17 protein-coding genes are annotated in these 17,003 nt (G+C 72.3%); 7 read left to right on the forward strand and 10 right to left on the reverse strand.

Annotated features, from left to right (window positions below; genetic code table 11):
• The first annotated feature begins 2 nt into the window (after positions 1–2).
• From ABZ956_RS15845 to ABZ956_RS15860, 4 genes are all read left to right on the forward strand, one after another.
• On the forward strand, positions 3–1,061 hold the full coding sequence (locus ABZ956_RS15845; RefSeq protein ID WP_361892848.1) for an amino acid--tRNA ligase-related protein: 1,059 nt from the start codon (positions 3–5) through the stop codon (positions 1,059–1,061).
• A gap of 97 nt (positions 1,062–1,158) precedes the next feature.
• Complete coding sequence (locus tag ABZ956_RS15850) at positions 1,159–1,917, forward strand: alpha/beta fold hydrolase (protein WP_361892851.1); 759 nt, start codon at positions 1,159–1,161, stop codon at positions 1,915–1,917.
• Positions 1,908–2,732 carry a mycofactocin-coupled SDR family oxidoreductase gene (locus ABZ956_RS15855; RefSeq protein WP_361892854.1) on the forward strand — a complete coding sequence of 275 codons (825 nt, stop codon included), beginning with the start codon at positions 1,908–1,910 and terminating at the stop codon, positions 2,730–2,732. The genes ABZ956_RS15850 and ABZ956_RS15855 overlap by 10 nt, the downstream gene beginning before the upstream one ends.
• Before the next feature lie 29 nt (positions 2,733–2,761).
• The gene (locus ABZ956_RS15860) at positions 2,762–5,875 is read left to right on the forward strand and encodes an amino acid adenylation domain-containing protein (protein WP_361892857.1); all 3,114 of its coding nucleotides are present in this window, start codon (positions 2,762–2,764) and stop codon (positions 5,873–5,875) included.
• Between the two features lie 7 nt (positions 5,876–5,882).
• On the opposite strand, the gene ABZ956_RS15865 is transcribed toward ABZ956_RS15860, so the two are convergent.
• From ABZ956_RS15865 to ABZ956_RS15885, 5 genes are all read right to left on the reverse strand, one after another.
• Complete coding sequence (locus tag ABZ956_RS15865; protein WP_361892860.1) at positions 5,883–7,391, reverse strand: protein kinase; 1,509 nt, start codon at positions 7,389–7,391, stop codon at positions 5,883–5,885.
• A gap of 182 nt (positions 7,392–7,573) precedes the next feature.
• A complete protein-coding gene (locus tag ABZ956_RS15870; protein ID WP_361892862.1) occupies positions 7,574–7,963 on the reverse strand; it encodes a hypothetical protein in 390 nt (129 codons plus the stop codon).
• A gap of 53 nt (positions 7,964–8,016) precedes the next feature.
• Positions 8,017–9,108, reverse strand: coding sequence for a DUF2867 domain-containing protein (locus ABZ956_RS15875; protein ID WP_361892865.1), 1,092 nt, complete (start codon positions 9,106–9,108; stop codon positions 8,017–8,019).
• A complete protein-coding gene (locus ABZ956_RS15880) occupies positions 9,105–9,623 on the reverse strand; it encodes a TetR/AcrR family transcriptional regulator (protein WP_361892868.1) in 519 nt (172 codons plus the stop codon). Before ABZ956_RS15880 ends, ABZ956_RS15875 begins: the two co-directional genes overlap by 4 nt.
• A gap of 9 nt (positions 9,624–9,632) precedes the next feature.
• Positions 9,633–9,779, reverse strand: a complete 147-nt coding sequence (locus ABZ956_RS15885) for a hypothetical protein (protein ID WP_361892871.1) — start codon at positions 9,777–9,779, stop codon at positions 9,633–9,635.
• Positions 9,780–9,863: 84 nt separating this feature from the next.
• On the opposite strand from ABZ956_RS15885, the gene ABZ956_RS15890 reads away from it, so the two are divergent.
• Positions 9,864–10,460, forward strand: a complete 597-nt coding sequence (locus ABZ956_RS15890; protein WP_361892874.1) for a DUF2867 domain-containing protein — start codon at positions 9,864–9,866, stop codon at positions 10,458–10,460.
• A gap of 20 nt (positions 10,461–10,480) precedes the next feature.
• On the opposite strand, the gene ABZ956_RS15895 is transcribed toward ABZ956_RS15890, so the two are convergent.
• Genes ABZ956_RS15895 through ABZ956_RS15905 form a run of 3 tightly spaced genes read right to left on the reverse strand, consistent with a single transcriptional unit; the run spans position 10,481 to position 12,471 of the window.
• A complete protein-coding gene (locus tag ABZ956_RS15895; protein WP_361892877.1) occupies positions 10,481–11,749 on the reverse strand; it encodes a hypothetical protein in 1,269 nt (422 codons plus the stop codon).
• Positions 11,750–11,755: 6 nt separating this feature from the next.
• On the reverse strand, positions 11,756–12,118 hold the full coding sequence (locus ABZ956_RS15900) for a chaplin family protein (RefSeq protein ID WP_361892880.1): 363 nt from the start codon (positions 12,116–12,118) through the stop codon (positions 11,756–11,758).
• Positions 12,115–12,471, reverse strand: a complete 357-nt coding sequence (locus ABZ956_RS15905; RefSeq protein WP_361892882.1) for a chaplin family protein — start codon at positions 12,469–12,471, stop codon at positions 12,115–12,117. Before ABZ956_RS15905 ends, ABZ956_RS15900 begins: the two co-directional genes overlap by 4 nt.
• Before the next feature lie 144 nt (positions 12,472–12,615).
• On the opposite strand from ABZ956_RS15905, the gene ABZ956_RS15910 reads away from it, so the two are divergent.
• The gene (locus ABZ956_RS15910; protein WP_361892885.1) at positions 12,616–13,194 is read left to right on the forward strand and encodes a hypothetical protein; all 579 of its coding nucleotides are present in this window, start codon (positions 12,616–12,618) and stop codon (positions 13,192–13,194) included.
• Positions 13,195–13,212: 18 nt separating this feature from the next.
• Here ABZ956_RS15910 and ABZ956_RS15915 read toward each other — a convergent pair whose 3' ends face one another.
• Positions 13,213–14,814, reverse strand: coding sequence for a CocE/NonD family hydrolase (locus ABZ956_RS15915; RefSeq protein ID WP_361893260.1), 1,602 nt, complete (start codon positions 14,812–14,814; stop codon positions 13,213–13,215).
• Between the two features lie 189 nt (positions 14,815–15,003).
• Between ABZ956_RS15915 and ABZ956_RS15920 the strand changes: the two genes are divergently transcribed.
• Positions 15,004–15,723: a TetR/AcrR family transcriptional regulator C-terminal domain-containing protein gene (locus tag ABZ956_RS15920; RefSeq protein WP_361892888.1), complete on the forward strand. Its 720-nt coding sequence runs from the start codon at positions 15,004–15,006 to the stop codon at positions 15,721–15,723.
• 23 nt (positions 15,724–15,746) lie between these two features.
• Here ABZ956_RS15920 and ABZ956_RS15925 read toward each other — a convergent pair whose 3' ends face one another.
• Complete coding sequence (locus ABZ956_RS15925) at positions 15,747–16,823, reverse strand: serine hydrolase domain-containing protein (protein ID WP_361893263.1); 1,077 nt, start codon at positions 16,821–16,823, stop codon at positions 15,747–15,749.
• Positions 16,824–17,003: the final 180 nt, after the last annotated feature.

Below are 17,003 nucleotides of genomic sequence, written 5' to 3' on the forward strand. Positions count from 1 at the left end.
CCATGTCGCAGCACGCTTCGTCCACTCCGAGTGTCACCCCTCCGGCGACCTACGCCAGCAACGAACCGGGCGCCTTCGTCCGGGCCCTGCGCTCGCCCTGGTACCAGCTCGTGGCCGATCTCCACGAAACCCTGCACTGGGCGACGATGGAGTACGCGCGTTCGCAGGGCCTGAAGCACCTCTGGCTGCCGATCACAACCCGTACGGTCACCTGCCCGACCGCGCTGGGCAGCGACACCGAGGCGGTCAAGGTCGACATCGGCGGCGTCGACACCTACCTGGCGGACTCGATGCAGTTCGCGCTGGAGTACGGCTGCCGACTCTCGCCCGGCGGGTGCTACAGCATCCTGCCGACCTTCCGCGGCGAGACGCCGGACGCGACGCACCTGAACCAGTTCACGCACAGCGAGGCCGAGATCCCCGGCGGGATGGACGACCTCATCCGCTACGTCGACGGCTACGTCAAGGCGCTGGCCACGGCCGTGCTCGACCAGCACGGTGACCGGCTCGTCGCCGCGCGCGGCGACGTCTCCCACATCGAGCGCATGGCCGGCCACACCGCCCCCTTCGAGCGGCTGACCTTCGACGAGGCCGTGAAGATCGTCGAGGGTGAGGACGGCTGCGTCCGCGACGAGGGCGACTGGCGGTCCCTGACCCGCAAGGGCGAGCGCCTGCTGATGGCCAAGGTCAGCGAATTCCTGTGGGTGCACGACCTGGACACCCTGGCGGTGCCGTTCTACCAGCGCTTCCCCGCGGACGACAGCGGCCGCGCCCGCTGCGCCGACCTCTTCTTCGGGATGGGCGAGGTCGTCGGCAGCGGTGAGCGCCACGTCGACCCCGGCCTCCTGCGCAAGTCCATGGCGATACACAACGTCAAGGAGGAGGAGTACGAGTGGTACGTCCGCATGCGGGAGGAGACCCCGATGCGGACCTCCGGCTTCGGCATGGGCTTCGAGCGGTTCCTGATGTGGGTGCTCGATCACGACGACATCCGCGACCTCCCGCTGATCTCCCGCGTCAACGAGCCCGGGGCCTGGCCCGCGGCCGTCGTCCGGCCGTGACCCGGCTCCCGGCTCCCCCACACCCCGAACGTGCCGCCCCGTCCGCACACCACGGCAGGGGCCGCACCTCGCACCGTACGAAACGAGACCCAGCACCATGACGATCCGGCCCGTACCGCTCCTGTGCCTGCCCTACGCGGGCGCCGGCGCGAGCGTGTTTTGGAAGTGGCGTCACCTGGCACCGCCCGGCATCCTCCTGGCGCCCCTGCAACTGCCGGGGCGCGAGGAGCGAACCGACGAAGAGCCGTTCCGCAGCGTCGCCGAGGCCCTCCAGGCCCTGCTTCCCGCCGCCGTGGACGCGGCGGCGGGGCACCGCCGCGTCGCCCTCTTCGGCCACAGCATGGGCGCCGTCCTCGCCTTCGAACTCGCCCGCGCCCTCGAGGAACGCACCGAGATCCCGGTGGCCCACCTCTACGTCAGCGGATCCCCGGGGCCCTACCACGGCCGCGCCGAGAACGCGGCCGACCTCGACGACGAGACCTTCCTCGCCGCCGTGGAGCGGCTCGCGGGGTACCGCCACCCGGCCTTCGACATCGCCGAGTTCCGGGAGCTGATGCTGCCGATGCTGCGCGCGGACGTCGCCATGCACGAGAACTACCGCCCCCTGTCCGACACCCCCGTCCAGGCGCCGATCACCTGTCTGCGCGGCGACGACGACGCCCTGGTCGCCGCGGACGAGGCCGCGCGCTGGAGCACGGTGACGACCGGACCGTTCGTGTACACGGAGCGGCCCGGCGGCCACATGTACCTGCTCGACGCGCCCGAGGACCTGCTGCGCCTCGTCGCCGCGGACCTCCACCCCCACGCCGACGCCGAGGCCCTCTCCCTCCCCGGCCTGGAGACGCCGTGCGACTAGAGGGCAGGACCGCCATCGTGACCGGAGCCGGCCGGGGCATCGGCCGCGCGACCGCCGTGCGCTTCGCCCAGGAGGGCGCGGACCTGGTACTCCTCGACGTCGGCGCGGACATCCCGGGCGTGCCGTACCCGCTCGCCGACCGCGATCAGCTGGACCGGACCGACGAGCTGTGCCGCAAGTCGGGCGCGTCCACGCTGACCGTGCTCGCGGACGTCCGCGACACCGGATCGGTGCGCGCGGCGGTCGGCACCGCGCTGCGGCGGTTCGGCCGGATCGACGTACTGGTCAACAACGCCGGCATCGCGGCCCCCTCGGGAAAGCCGGTCCACGAGATCGGCGACGACGAGTGGGAGTTGATGCTCGACGTCGACCTCTCCGGCGCCTGGCGGATGATCCGCGCCGTCGCGCCCGCCATGCTCGCCCGGCGCGGCGGCAGCATCGTCAACGTCTCCTCGACGGCCGGCCTCGTCGGGTACCGGCACTTCGCCGCCTACGTCGCGGCGAAACACGCCCTGGTCGGGCTGACCAAGGCGGCGGCGCTCGACTTCGCCCCGCTCCGGGTGCGTGTCAACGCCCTGTGCCCGGGCTCGGTGCGCGACGCCCCCCACGTCGAGGGCCGCATGCTCTCCGAGATCGCCCGCAGCCTCGGCGTGGACGTCGACGAACACGAGCAGACCTTCGTCACGGCCCAGCCCATGAACGCGTTGATCGAGCCCGAGGAGATCGCCAACGCCGCGCTCTGGCTGGCCGGCGACGATTCCCGGCAGGTGACCGGAACCACGCTCACCGTCGACGGCGGCTTCTCCGCCCGATGAACGACCTTGTCGGCCGATGTGGATGAGAGATGACTGAACAGACCCACCCTGGGACAGACACCCGGCCCGTGCCCGGGGACGCGGCCGAGCACGGCCTCGTGCTGCGGCTGTCCGATTCCGCCCGCATCGGCCGGGCGGCGGCGGAGATCGCCCGGGCGGCCGCCTCGCCGCGGCTGAACGAGGCCGGCAGCTACTGGGCAGCGGACGCCGCGACCGCGTCGCCCCCGGCCGACTCCGCCCGAGGGCGACGGGAGGCGCTGCGACCGCTGGCGCCCGGTGGCCCCGGTCTGCGCGTGGTCCTGACGCGCTACCAGGACGACGTGGCCGACCTCGCCATCGTCGCCCGCCGGGGAACCTTGGACCACGCCGGCCTGCGCCGACTGGCCCGCGAACTGACGACCGCCGACGCCGAGGCCGACGCCGGGGCGTCCACGGTGCTCGGCGCCCTGGCGGACGCGGGCGCGGGCGATGCGGGCGGGGCGGGCGACCTGGGCGCCGCGGGCACCAGGACCGCCCCAGGCGACGCGGATGCCCCGAGCAATGCGGGCGACCCGAGCACCGCGGGTGACCCCGGCACCGCGGGCAGCCCGAGCAATCCGGGCACCCCCGGCGACCCGAGCACCGCAGGCACCCCGGGCAAGCCGAGCACCGCGGGCATCGCGGACACCGCAGGCACCCCGGGCACCCCGAGCACCCCCGGCACCCCCGGCACCCCGGGTCGGCGTCCGGTGGCCGCGCCCGCCTGGGGGCTGGGTGATGACGCCGATGACGCCGTCGGCCCCGGCCTGGCGTCGGAGGCCCGTGAGGCGGTCGGGTGGGCATCCGTTCGTCCTGGCAGCGTCATCGCCGCCGTCGCCGTCGCCCTGGGCCGGTACGAGCGCAGCGGCGTGGTGCGCCTGGCCGTCGTGTCGGCCGGGGACTTCGGGTACGCCCCCGAGGCCAAGGTGGTGCGCGTCGAGGTCGACGAGGATCTGCCGGTCGGGCGGCTGCTCGAGCAGGTGGAGTCCCGGCTGCGCGAGCCGGGCGAAGCCGGAGCCGCGGAAAGCCCTGCCGTCTGCGTTTTCCTGACGGACCGCCGGCCCGATGAGACCTATCTGCCGTTCGCCCCGCACGCCTTCCCGCTGGCCCTGACCTTCGTCCGGGAGCCGGACGGCGCCGGCGCCGGCGGCGTCGTCTTCGAAACGTCCACCCGGGCACCCGGGGCCGTGCACGCGGCCGTCGCCGAGGCGTTCACCCACCAGGTCGAGCGGCTCGCCCACCGGCTGGACCGGGCGCCGGCCGGGCGGACCGTCGGTGACCTCGCCCTGCTGTCCGACGCGCAAGCCCGTGCCGTCGTCGCGCTGGGCGACAACACCGCCCCGGGCGGTGCGGAGCTCACGGCGATCCCCGACGTCATCGAGCTGCTGGCCCGGACCCAGCCGGACGCCATCGCCGTGAACGACGAGACGCGGCGGTTGACCTACCGGGAACTGGACGAGCGCGCCTCCGGCTGGGCCCGCGCCCTGGCGCGGCAGGGCGTCGCGCCCGGCGACTTCGTCGGTGTCTGCCTCAAGCGCACCGCCGACCTGGTGGTCGCCCTGTTGGCCGTGCTGAAGGCCGGCGCCGCCTACGTACCGCTCGACCCGCAGGCGCCCGACGAGCGGCTGCGCTACATCGCGGACGACGCCGGGCTCACCGCGGTCATCAGCACCCTCTCCACCTTCCCCGCCCGGCCGGGTACGCCGGTGCTCGCGCCCGCCGCCCTGTCGGCCGCCGCGGGGACGGCACAGGACCTGGAACCGCCGGCCGTCCGTCCCGACGACCCCGCCTACGTCATCTATACGTCCGGGACCACCGGGCGGCCCAAGGGCGTGGTCGTCCCGCACGGCAATGTCGTCGCCCTGTTGCAGGCCACGCGCAAGGACATGGCTCTCGGGCCCGACGACGTGTGGACGTTCTTCCATTCGGTGGCCTTCGACTTCTCGGTGTGGGAGATCTGGGGCTGTCTCCTCACGGGTGGGCGCCTGGTCGTCGTGCCCTACCTGGTCACGCGCTCTCCCGAGGACTTCCACGCGCTGCTGGTGCGCGAGGGCGTCACCGTGCTGAGTCAGACCCCGTCCGCCTTCGCCGGCCTGCTGGAGATCGACGCGTCGGCGGGAGGGCCGGCGCCGCGCATCGTCGTTCTCGGTGGCGAGGCTTTCGACCCGGGCGTGCTGGGCGGGTGGTTCCGGCGTCACCCGGTCGGCGAGTGCCGGCTGATCAACATGTACGGCATCACGGAGACGACCGTGCACGTCACCCTCCAGGACGTCCGGCCCTGGGCCCCCGCCGGGCGCGCCCGCTGTGTGGGACGCCCGCTCGCCGGATGGTCCGTCTCCGTCCGCGACGCCCGGGGGCGCCCGCTGCCACCCGGTGCGGTCGGCGAGATCTGGGTGGGGGGAGCCGGGCTGGCGGAGCACTACCTCGGCCGGCCGGAACTCACCGCCGAGCGCTTCGTGACCGACGCCGTCACCGGCCGGCGCCTGTACCGCAGCGGCGATCTGGGGCGGCTGCGGCTCGACGGCTCGCTCGACCACGCCGGACGGCTGGACGACCAGGTCAAGCTCCGGGGCTTCCGCATCGAGCTGGGAGAGGTCCGGTCGGTGCTCCTCGACGATCCCGGCGTGACGGACGCCGCGGTCGTCGTCCGCGGCCAGGAGGCCGGGCCGGCCCGCACGCGGATCGTCGCCTATGTGGTGCCGGCCGACGGCTCGGGCGCCGCGGACATCCGGCGGCGCGCCGCGGGTCTGCTGCCCGACTACATGGTGCCGGCGGAGCTGATCACGCTGCCGGCGCTGCCGTTGACCATCAACGGCAAGCTGGACCGTGCGGCACTGCCGGAACACGCCCCGGCAGCCGAACGGGCCGAGCGGGCGCCCGCCTCCGGCCCTGCCGCGGGCTCCGAGGCCCTGGAACGGGTCCTGTCCGTGTGGCGGGCCGTCGTACAGCCGGACGCCCGGGCCGACGACCACTTCTTCGACAACGGCGGCAACTCCCTGCTCGCGGTGCAGTTGCTGGGCGCCGTGCGTAAGGCGGGACTGGGCTCGGTCGCGTTGCGCGACCTCTACGCCCACCCCACGCCGTCCGGACTGGCGTCCCTCCTCACGCCGAGTGGACGGGGGTGAACCCGGCTCAGTCGCGCCGGCAGCGTCCGCTCGCGGCCCCGTCCGGGCTGTGAGCGCAGATCAGGTCCCCGTCCGATGGGCGATGGCTCAGATAGCGGCCGACGCACTGTTCGTCGGTGGTGCGGCCGACCGAGGAGCAGAAGGACAGGGCCGAGCGGCCGTCGGGGAACGGGCCGGGCGCGTACACCACCCAGTAGCCGGGGCGCAGTGCGGCGAAGTCGTCGCTGAGCAGCGTCCTCGCGGTCGGTATCCGCCGCCGTACGGCGGCCAGTTCGCGGTCGCGGCTCGCCGTCCCTTCGGAGACCTTCACCGAGGCGAGCTGGGCTATCCAGGTGTTCGCGCTCTCGTCGCCCGCGACCCGCGCCGTATCGGACGGTTGTGCCGTCTCCGGCGCTCGCGTCGCCTGCGGTGGCGGGGCGGGCGCGGAGGAGACGGCCGGGCGGGGAGTGGCGGGTGTTGCTGACGGCGGTGCGGTGGCAGAAGTCGCCGACGGGTGTGGGGCGACGGACCGCGGGCCGTCTTCTCCCCCGTCACGAAGCCCCAGGATCGCCGCTGTCGCACCGACGGCCACCAGACACACCGCGATGACGGCTACGGCGACGTTTCGCCGGGTGGCGTGCCCGGTGGTGGTGGGAGAGCCGCCCTGGCGGGGGTGGCGTGGCTCCGGCCAGGCGGGCGCGGTCGGCGGGTGGGGCGTCGGCGTGGACACCGTCGTCGCGGCGGCCGACCGCGCCGCCGCGGTCAGCATCACGGCCACGTGGGCGGCCGTCGGGCGGGCCGCGGGATCCCGGGCGAGCAACGCCCGCAGGACGGGTTCCAGGGGCCCGGCCCGGGTGGGGGCCGGTACGGGGCTCTCCCGTACGGCGGTGAGGGTCGACAGCGGGGTCTCCCTGCGGAGAGGCGAGGTGCCCTCGACCGCCACGTACAACGACATGCCGAGCGACCACAGGTCGGCGGCGGGTCCGCCCGCCTCGCCCGCGGCTCGCTCCGGGGCCATGAATTCCGGCGATCCGATGACGCCGCCCGGCATGGTCAGCCCGGACGGTCCGTCCAGCGCGGCGATGCCGAAGTCGGTCAGCACCGCCGACCCGTCCGGCCGGATGATCACGTTGGCCGGCTTCACGTCCCGGTGCTGGATCCCCGCCTCGTGCGCGGCGTTCAGGGCCGACAGCACGTCGCGCCCCACCCCGGCGACGAACGCGGGAGGCAGGGGCCCCGACGCCATCCGCTCCTCGAGCGAGACCCCGTCGACGAGCTCCATCACCAGCCAGGGGAAGGGGGTGTCGTCGACGACCTGGTGGATCGTCACCACGTGGGGGTGCTGGATGCGGGCCAGCGCCCTGGCTTCACGGAGCACCCTCTCGCGCACCCGGGCCGCGTCCTCGGGGCTGTCCGGGCCGAACGTCCGTACCTCCTTGAGGGCGACGTCACGCTGCAACTCCATGTCGCGGGCCCGCCAGACGGTCCCCATACCCCCGCCGCCCAGCCTGCGCGACAGCGCGAACCGACCCGCCACGAGCCGTCCCCCACCGTCTCCCGTACCGCCTCGCATGCGTGTCCCCCGCTGTCACGACCGTGTGGGCAGTGCCCCGGCCTCCCCTGTCACGATGCTCCGCACCCGCACGAAGGTGTCAAGAGCGACGCTCGACCGCCGTCCGCAATATGACAATGCCCCCTCGCGGGAGGGGACATTGCGGGCTACTTGGCGCGTATCTTGCGGCCCTTTGGCGGCTCGCATTCCTGCGCGGCTGCGATGAAGGGCTTGAGTGCGTCATGGAGCTTATTCAGCGAGTCGGGCCCGAGCTCGATCTGGTAATACTGGACAGATGGGATGAGCCTCGTTTCGAATTCGCTGCTTCCGTCCTCGTCGTCCTTCGCGGCCCCGACCCGCACTTCCATGCCCGGGACTGCGAACATGTGCAGATGGACATCCTCGGTCACGGTCGGATCGAGGTCGTCGTAAGCTTCTACCTTTACCCACGTCTCGTGGGTGACGGACTGATCCCCCACTGTCAATGTTCTGCCTCCCTTCCGCACTCCCGGCTCGCCTTGTCGCGATTCGTCTACTTCAATAAACCTGGTGCCCATCAGCGCCCCTTCCCAAGAACAACCAAAGCCTAGCCGCTGCTGGGGAGTTACAATCAATCGGGAATGTCGTTCACGATTCGGTGGGCGTCGCGCAGGAGGCCGGGCACCAGGCGCCGGTGGAGGGCCGCCAGTGGTGGCCAGACGCGGGCCGCGGTCGGCCGGCGGTAGCGGACGGCCGTGGCCATCGAGACCTGGCCGTCGCCGGTCCGGACGACGAGGTGGCCGGTCAGCATCCAGGAGTGGGCCTCGAGCCGGATCCAGCCGTCGCGGCGCTCGGCTGTCCGCCAGCCGGCGATGTGCTGAGGTGACGGTCGCCGGCGCAGCCGCAGACCGAGCAGCACACGCCAGATGAACTGCCCCTGGAGTCCGGCGACGTCCTCGAAGAGGGCGCGGGCCCACTGTTCCGGTGACGTGGCCGTCCCGTCCGCGGCGAGAGTGAAGACGTCGGCGTAACCGTTCTTCTCAGGACCGACGAGTGCGCGGATCTCCGCGGGGATCTCGTGCTGTCGGTGGACGGCCGGTGGCGCGGCGGCCGCCCGCGCGGTGGTGGCGCGGCCGGTCGCCGGTGTCGTCCTCGCCCGCCAGTCGCGTCTGACCATGCGCATCAGGGCCGGGTAGACGATCAGATGCCGGAACGGCGCGATCGCGGTCATGTAGGCCCGGCCGAGCAGGCCGTTCGGCTTCACCAGCACGGTCATCTCACCGTGGTGGCCGCCGGTCCCGTCCGGGACCCAGCCGACGTGCAGCACGGTGTGCACGGTGCTGTTGGCGCTCTCGGCCGCCCACTCGGTGTCCGTCAGGTAGACGGAGGTGAAGGGCAGCGACGGCAGGTCCGGACCGCGGGGCCCCTCGCGCAGATCCTCGGGCAGCCGGCTCCGCAGCGACGGCACCCGCGAGCCGACGCCCGTACCGTGCCCGTCCCAGCCGAGGAGCCTTCCCAGGCGCGCCCGGATCGAGAAGAGCACACCGGCGGCGCCGGAGAACGGGTTCGGGCCGTCATCCTCGGTGAACCACTCGACCAGCAGCGGAAGGTCGGCGGGTCCGCCGGGCGTGGGCAGAGCCCAGACGTCCTCGACGCGGAAGTCCCGGGCCAGTTCGTGGACGCGCCAGGGGCGGGAGGTGTGGGTGGCCTTCGCGATTTTCATCGGTGCTCCTCCGTCCGGTTGGTGAGGCGGATTCCCAGGACGCCGGCCACGGCGCGTTCGGCGAGGACCTCGTCGTGCGGTGCCTGGCCTGCCAGGGAGACGACGGCTCCTTCGAGGGCGCCGACGACAGCGAGTGCGAGCGTTCGGGCCGGCGGGCCGGGCGGGATCGCCCCCGACGCCCGGCCGGACTCGACGAGGCGCTCGCAATCGGCGATGAGTGAGGCATAGCTGTCCTCTGCCGCGCGCCCCACCGGATGGTCCTGTCCGCTGAACTCCAGCCGCAGCGCGATCGCCATGCGGGCGATGTCACGCCGGCAGAACACGGCGTGGCCGCGCGCCATGGCCAGCAGCGCCGCGACGGGCTCCGGTTCGCGCTCGACGAGGACGCCCACCTCCCGCTGCCACGTGTCGAGGACCCACTCGAGGGTGGCCAGGGCAAGCTCCTGCTTCCCCTTGAACTGGTGGTACAGCGCGCCGCGGGTATAGCCCGCTTCGGCGGCCACCTGCTCCAGCACGAGATTGCCCTAGCCGTACCGGGACAGGCCGCGGGCCGCGGACTCCAGGAGGGCGCTGCGGGAGCGCGCACGGCGCTCGGCCTGACCGGGGCGGCGGCCAACTACCGCGCCCTGGGCGGCCGACGGGTCGGAGTCCGGCTCTTTACGTACATGCATGTCTGTATGTTAGCGACGTCTATACGGCGCCGTATAGCGGTGCTAGCTTGATTTATACGGCGTCGTATAGATAGGGGCCCACCCATGAGACTCCCCAGAACCGCGCACACCTCCCGTCCCTGGCGGATCCACGAGATCGCCGGCGACTTCCAGGTCGAGGACGTGTGGGCCCTGCCGACACCGGGCGGTCCGGACGATCTGCCGCACCTGGTGCGGCAGATCGCGGACGACGAGGCGACCGTCTCCTCGCCCGTTTACCGCTTGCTCTTCGGCATCCGCTGGAAGCTCGGGCGACTGCTCGGCTGGGACAAGCCCGACGCCGGTATCGGCGCACGGGTGCGTACCCTGCGCGACCGACTGCCGGCGGACCTCCGCGAGGGCCCCCGGGGGCCCGACTTCCGTTCGGGCCCGTTCAGTTCCGTCTACCAACTGCGCGACGAGTGGGCGGCCGAGATAGCCAACCGGACCGTGCACGCGGTGATGCACATCGGCTGGGTTCCGGATGAGGAAGCCGGTGGCTACCGCGGCCAGATGGCCGTCCTGGTGAAGCCGAACGGGCTGTTCGGCGCCCTCTACATGGCGGGTATCAAGCCCTTCCGGTACGTGGGGGTGTATCCGGCGCTGCTTCGAGCGGTGGGACGCCAGTGGCAGGCCGACTCCGGCGAAAGAAGCGCGGGCTGAGCGGATTCAGCGAAGCAGCCTCATGACGATCCGCTCTTCCGGCCCGGACCACTCGTCGCCCGACCGGTGAGAAGGAGCTTTTCGTAGGTGTGGTGCCGGCGGGTGGTGGTGCGGTGGTGGAGCAGGTGGGCGGCGCGCTGTGGCTGGCCGGCGTCGATGAGGGCGCGGGCGAGCGTGTCCTGGATGATTTCGCGTTCCACCCGGACGCCCCCGATGCGTTCGGTCCGGTCGCCGAGAGCGGTGAGGAGGTCGACGGCCCGTCCGGGGCTGCCGGCGGTGATGTGGGCCAGGGCCAGGGCGACGGGGGCGAGCACCTCGGAGTAGTCGGCGCGGGGGTCGTCGGCGGCGCGGCGCGCCAGGTCCTGGAGGGCGTCGGTGTCGGCGGCGACGGCGAGGCCGAGGGCGAGCTGGAAGGTGTGGAACACCTCGGCCCAGCCGCCGGGCTCGCCCAGCAGCCGGTGGACGTGTTCGAGTCCGGCGATACGGGCCGGGGTCTGTCCGGCCAGCAGCAGGCGCCAGTTGGTGGCCGAGCGCATGCCGACGTCCCCGTGATGGAGCTCGGTGTCGGCGCGCCGGCGGGCGTCGGCGAAGTCGCCCGCGGCGATGGACTGCAGGGCGGCGTGCCACTGCAGGTGGCGGCGCTGGAGGGCGTGGGGGTCGGCGGTGAGCCAGGTGTCGATGAAGGCGGTGCAGGCGGGGCCGGTGCCGTGGTCGTGCTCGGCGTGCGCGCGGGCGTGGACGGCCGGGCCCGATCGGGGGTTGATCCGGAGGGCGTGCTCGGCCAGCGCCCAGGCGTCGTCGGGGCGGCCCTGTTCGGCGCGCGCCCCGGCCAGCCAGGATGCCCATGGCCAGGACTCGGGCCCGGCGAGGGCGTACTGCTGCTCGGTGAGAGCCTGGCCGTGCTCGCGGTACTCCAGGGGGCCCGCGAGGGCGAAGGATCCCAGCATGCTCCCGGCGATCTCGTCGGCCGGGAACTGCGCGAAGTGCACGATCAGGTGGTCGGCGGTGGCCTGATAGTGCCGGTGGGTGAACAGGTAGATCGCATAGACGAGCGACTGATCCCGGGCACCCGCCTCCCCGGCGTCGCGGTGGGCTTGGACCAGCTCGCCGCGCAGCGTCGCATCGTCCAGCGCCTCGTCGTTCGCGAGCACGACCAGTGCCCGGGCCAGCCCGCACCGGGGGCGCCGCTGCGCGAGGTCCTCCAGAGCGGCAGCCGACCGACCGGTCGCCGCCAGCCACTCCCCCACCGCCGGGTCCGACACGGACAGACCCTCAAGCGCCGGCAGCATCACCGATCAACCTCCCGGGAAAGCATGGTTGATGCCGAACATCTGGATGGGCGCGTACGCCGGGTTGGCCTTCGGGGCAGCATCGAGGTTGAGTACGGCAGAGGCGCAGGTGAGCCCGCTGTTTCCGCAGTGATTCCGCGGCAGCCCGACCGGAAGCTGCCCCGCGTTGCCCGCAAGCGCCCCCGTACCCGAACGCGTCGCACCCGCCACCCGCGGCGCTCCCGCATTGGCGCAGACGTTGCCGGATGCCGGGTTGCCGATACCGATGATCGCGTGTGCGGGCGCCGCCGACAACGCCACCGCACCCAACCCCGTACCGACCAGCGCCACCCGCTTCCGCATCGATCTGGCCCGCGTCGCCGCACTCATGTGCCACTGCCCATAAATCCGATGACTTCAGTACCGGCAGGCAGGGACTTGGGGTCGATCTGCAAGACGTTGACCTGGTTGGTAGCGATACATGTGAGCCCGCTGTTTCCGCAGTGATTCCGCGGCAGCCCGACCGGAAGCTGCCCCGCGTTGCCCGCAAGCGCCCCCGTACCCGAACGCGTCGCACCCGCCACCCGCGGCGCTCCCGCATTGGCACAGACGTTGCCGGATGCCGGGTTGCCGATACCGATGATCGCGTGTGCGGGCGCCGCCGACAGCGCCACCGCACCCAACCCCGTACCGACCAGCGCCGCCCGTCTCCGCACCGACCTGGCCCGCGTCACCGCACCCATACATCACCCTTCATACCCGCACCATCACCCATAGCCGCATTCCATCTCTTTTGTGCAGTAACACCTGAAACACCGACAAAGACACGGGCTCGGGGCAAGCACCCACCGAGGGGCACCGGAACGGCTCGCGCGACACTGTCCGGCATGACCACGCCCCCCTCCCCTCCGGCCTCCCACGATCCGGCCGACTTCGCGTCCCGTCTGACCGCGGCCGAGGACTGGTTCGATGCCGCCGTCGGTGCTCAGCAGGAGGGCGAGTGGGTGGTCACGGAGACGGAACGCCGCGTCCTGGACGACCTGGTGGCGGCGGCCGATCCCCTGCACGGCGGCGCTCTGCCGCCGCACACGGGGGACTCCCTGTACGTACGGGTGGCACGCATCCGCCGCTGGGCCGGTGCGCTCCGGCTCGCCGCCCGGGCCGGCGGCTGGGAGCTGTTCCCGGTGACGGGCCTGGACCCGCGGGCCCTCGACCGCCCCGCCGGCATGGCCGACCTGCTCTCCGGTATCTACGCCCTCGCCGAGCAGGGCGAGCGATGGCAGCAGCTGCTCCTGGAAGCCGCCCGCATGAAGAACGCCGCCGCGCCCGACGCCCCGATGCGGGACAGCACCCTCGAGGAGGTCGTCGGCGACCTGCACCCGCGGTTCCTGGCGGACCTGGCCGCAGCCGAATGCTTCTTCAACGGCCCCGGTTCGCTGGACGACCTGCCTCAGTTCTTCTACTGATGTGCCCCCAGACGCTCTCTACCCGACCCCGGCCTCCCCGGGAAGCGTCAACACCGAGCCCGCGTGCAGCGTGATCCGTACCGGTACGAAGCTGGTGGCCTCGGCCGACGGCTCCCCCGTGCCGGGGTTGCTGGCGTAGCGCGGGTGGGCGCCTGGGCTGATCTGCAGGCGGATGCGGTGGCCGGCGGCGAAGCGGTGGGCGGTGGAGCTCATCGGTACGGTGACCTCCGAGGGCGCCTGGTCGGCGGTCCGCAGGCGGGCCAGGCCGTCGCAGATGTTGGTGGAGCGGCCCCGGGGGTCGACGTCGCACAGGCGGGCGAAGACGTCGGCGTATCCGGTGTCGATGGAGATCCGCAGTCGTGCGGAGACCGGGCCGAGGATGTCGACGGGCTCGGTCAGCGGTGGACCGGTGAACGTGAGGACGTCCTCGCGTGCCTCCAGGGTGCTGTTGTCGCGTGGGCCGGCGGCACGGGAGAGCAGGGGGCCGCCCACGGACGGGGTGGGGTCGGCCGGGTCGTGGCGGAAGGTCGCCAGAGGGGCGGTGACCTGGGGGGTTTGCCTGGTGAGATGTCCCTCCGGGGCGAGGAACCAGGCAGCCGTGGCCGGGGAGGGGGGCCAGTGGTCGAGGTCCCGCCACGCCCCTTCGCCGCCGACGTGCACGCGCACCGCGGTGGGGCGCAGGCCGGAGCGGTCGCCGCACAGGTGAGCCCGTAGCCAGGCGAGGCTGTCGGCGAACACCTCGGACCAGCCCTGCTGGAGCGCGGAGGTATGGGTCCAGGGGCCGACGAGCAGGCTGGTCTCGCAGCCGGCCTCGCGCAGCCGACCGTACTGCTCGAAGGTCTGGTCGGCCAGCGCGTCGTACCAGCCGGTGATCAGACGGGTGGGTACGCTCAGCCGCTGCGCCGCCTCCGCCAGGGACGCGCCCTTCCAGTACGGGTCGTCGGCGTCGGGGTGCGTCATCACGCCGTCCAGCCAGGGCACTTCCCCGAGGGCGGATTCGTACGCCCCGCGCAGGGGTCGCGCGGTGGTGATGTCGCGCAGCCGGCGCTGCAGGCGCAGGATCGCCTTCACGAAGGGCGCCATGCCCTGGTGCTGGTACGTCATGCCGACGCCGACAGTGAGGGCGTTCTCCAGGCGGAGCGCGCCGTCCGTGTAGAAGAGGGCGTAGGGGTCGTGCAGGCCGACCTGCACGACCATCGCCTTCAGCTCCGGCGGCGGGTCCAGGGCGAGCGCCCACTGCACGTAGCCCAGGTAGCTGGGGCCGACTGTGCCGAGAGTTCCGTTGAACCAGGGCTGTTCCCGCAGCCAGGACACCGTGGCCTGGCCGTCGGCGGCCTCGTTGCGCCAGAAGTCGAACCGGCCGCCCGATCCGCCCGTGCCCCGGCAGCTCTGCAGCACCACGTGGAAGCCCTGTTCGGCGAAGAGCATGCCGTACATGGGCGACCACGGCAGGCCCCTGCCGTAGGGCGAGCGCACGAGAAGGGTGGGGAAGTCGCCCGTCGCGCGGGGGAAGTAGTGGTCCGTCAGCAACGGGCTGCCGTCCGCGGCCGGTACGGCCAGGCCCGGCTCCCAGCCCACGTCGTGCCGTTTGGCGGGGAGGCCGCGCCAGGTCGCCCTCATCATCCGTGAGGACAACGGCGGCTTGCCCGTCGGTGCGGTGCGGTCGGTCCTCGGCGCGGCGTCGTGCGGGTGCGCTGGCATGGTTCCCCTCCGTTAATTACGTACGTTGTACGAGAATAACCGATGCTTGGATGTCCCTGTACAACCCAGCGGCCGGCGGCCGGCACTGACGAAAGGAACCAGAGGATCGTGACCCGTGATGAGGGGGCCGGCTCCGCAGGCGTCGACCCTCAACAGCTCTGGCTGAGTCCCCGTCGGTCGCCCGGCAGAGGACGTAAACCCGCCTTCAGCCGTGAGGCCATCACGGCGGCGGCCGTCGCCCTGGCGGACGCCGAGGGGCTGGAGGCGGTCACCATGCGGCGAGTCGCCTCCGCGGTCGGGGCGGGCGTGATGTCCCTCTACAGCTACGCGCCCGACAAGGAGACGCTGCTGGAGCTGATGGTCGACCACGTCAGCGGCGAACTCCCGACGACCGACCCCCTCACCGGCGACTGGCGTACGGATCTGAAGGCCATCGGCCACCTCCAGCGCGCTCTGATGCTCCGCCACCCCTGGCTGCCGGCCGCGCTGTCCGCCCGCCGGACACTCGGCCCGAACACCCTGGCCTTCCTGGAACGCGCGCTGGCCGCCCTGCGGCCCACCCGGCTCGACGGCGCCACGAAGCTGGAGGTCTTCGCCCAGCTCACCGGGTTCGTCGCGGCGCACGTCGCCCACGAGATCGCGCAGGCCGCGGTCGCGCGATCACCCGAGAAGGCCGAGGCCGAGGCCCGCTACCTCGCCGCCGTCGCCGCGGACGGCCAGCATCCGGAGCTCGCCGAAGCCCTCGCCGCGCCCGTACGCCCCCTCACCCCGGACGCCACGTTCACCCGGTTCCTCGGCCGTCTGGTCGACGGCCTCGACACCGACTGATCGCGCTCGGGCGCGCCGATTGCCTACCGAGGCCCGCAGAACTCCGCGTCGAGCACGGCGCCCAGGTCACCGGCCCGGTCGGTGTTGAAGTTGAACGCCATCGAGTGGCGGGCGTCTTCCGTGGTCACGGCCTGGCTGTGGGAACCGTGAAGTCCGCCGTCGTGGCCCCAGACCACCGTGCCGCAGGAGAGCCGCTTGCGGATGAGTCCGAGACCGTATCGCTCGCCGGGGTATTCCTTCTCCGCGGACACGGTGGTCTTCATCTCCCTCAACTGCGCGGGCGGCAGCAGTTCGCCGCCGAGCAGCGCGGTGACGAAGCGGTTGAGGTCCGCCGAGGTGGAAATCATCTCCCCCGCCGAACTCGCCCAGGAGGGGTTGAATTCGGTGACGTCATACGCCGTGGCGTCCGGGCCCCCGCCGAACCGGGTATAGGCCCGTGCGCTGGGGGCGGGAAGCGTACGGTCGGTTCCCGGCAGTGAAGTCGAGCGCAGACCGAGGCGCTTGATGACGCGCCGGTCGATCTCCTCACCGTACGGCCGGCCCGTCACCTTCTCGATGACCATCCCGGCGAGGAGGTAATTGGTGTTGGAGTAGTGCCAGCCGGTGCCCGGCTCGAAGTCCGGCCGGTGTTTCATGGCGGTCGCCAGCAACTGGTCCCGCGTCCACGTCTCGTCGCGGTGCTCGAGGAAGTTCTCGGTCAGGACGCGCTGGGCGAAGCCGGGGTCGGCGAGGTAGTCGTGAATACCGCTGGTCTGGTTGAGCACCTGGCGTACGGTGATCCGCCGGCCGTCGTGGCCATGACCTTGGACCGCGCCGGGCAGCCACCTGTCGACGGTGTCATCGAGGTCGAGTTTTGCCTCGGCCTCCAATTGCAGCAGCACTGTCGCCACGAACGTCTTGGTGATGCTGCCGATCCGGTACCGCTCTCCGGCCCCGCGAGGCCGTTGCGTGGTCAGGTCCGCCACGCCGGCCGCGCCATTCCATGTCCCGCGCACGTCACGGGCCTGCCCGGTCACTCCCGGCACACCTTGTTCGACTGCCCTGCGCATGGCCTCCCGGGTGGCCGCGTGCCGGGCCTCGTTCCCGCGATCGGCCGCCATGGCCTGCGGGCCGGTCAGTAACGACCCGAACGCGGCCATGGCCGCGACGACGGTCAGCGCACCGCGGATCGTCCGTACGTTCATGAATGCTGTCCTTCCTCGTCATCACCCGCGGGCAAGAGCGCGGGCTTTGACAGGGAGGACTATGTGGCTTGTGTGATGGTTGAGTCTCGACCCCCA

It is taken from the genome of Streptomyces sp. NPDC046261 (assembly GCF_040646235.1).
GTDB lineage: Bacteria > Actinomycetota > Actinomycetes > Streptomycetales > Streptomycetaceae > Streptomyces.

Excerpts from the sequence above, each read along its gene's own strand:
- ABZ956_RS15845 (WP_361892848.1), top strand. The coding sequence starts at position 3 with ATGTCGCAGCACGCTTCGTCCACTCCGAGTGTCACCCCTCCGGCGACC.
- ABZ956_RS15850 (WP_361892851.1), top strand. The coding sequence starts at position 1,159 with ATGACGATCCGGCCCGTACCGCTCCTGTGCCTGCCCTACGCGGGCGCC.
- ABZ956_RS15860 (WP_361892857.1), top strand. The coding sequence starts at position 2,762 with ATGACTGAACAGACCCACCCTGGGACAGACACCCGGCCCGTGCCCGGG.
- ABZ956_RS15870 (WP_361892862.1), bottom strand. The coding sequence starts at position 7,963 with ATGGGCACCAGGTTTATTGAAGTAGACGAATCGCGACAAGGCGAGCCG.
- ABZ956_RS15875 (WP_361892865.1), bottom strand. The coding sequence starts at position 9,108 with ATGAAAATCGCGAAGGCCACCCACACCTCCCGCCCCTGGCGCGTCCAC.
- ABZ956_RS15885 (WP_361892871.1), bottom strand. The coding sequence starts at position 9,779 with ATGCATGTACGTAAAGAGCCGGACTCCGACCCGTCGGCCGCCCAGGGC.
- ABZ956_RS15890 (WP_361892874.1), top strand. The coding sequence starts at position 9,864 with ATGAGACTCCCCAGAACCGCGCACACCTCCCGTCCCTGGCGGATCCAC.
- ABZ956_RS15895 (WP_361892877.1), bottom strand. The coding sequence starts at position 11,749 with ATGCTGCCGGCGCTTGAGGGTCTGTCCGTGTCGGACCCGGCGGTGGGG.
- ABZ956_RS15900 (WP_361892880.1), bottom strand. The coding sequence starts at position 12,118 with ATGAGTGCGGCGACGCGGGCCAGATCGATGCGGAAGCGGGTGGCGCTG.
- ABZ956_RS15905 (WP_361892882.1), bottom strand. The coding sequence starts at position 12,471 with ATGGGTGCGGTGACGCGGGCCAGGTCGGTGCGGAGACGGGCGGCGCTG.
- ABZ956_RS15910 (WP_361892885.1), top strand. The coding sequence starts at position 12,616 with ATGACCACGCCCCCCTCCCCTCCGGCCTCCCACGATCCGGCCGACTTC.
- ABZ956_RS15915 (WP_361893260.1), bottom strand. The coding sequence starts at position 14,814 with ATGAGGGCGACCTGGCGCGGCCTCCCCGCCAAACGGCACGACGTGGGC.
- ABZ956_RS15925 (WP_361893263.1), bottom strand. The coding sequence starts at position 16,823 with ATGGCGGCCGATCGCGGGAACGAGGCCCGGCACGCGGCCACCCGGGAG.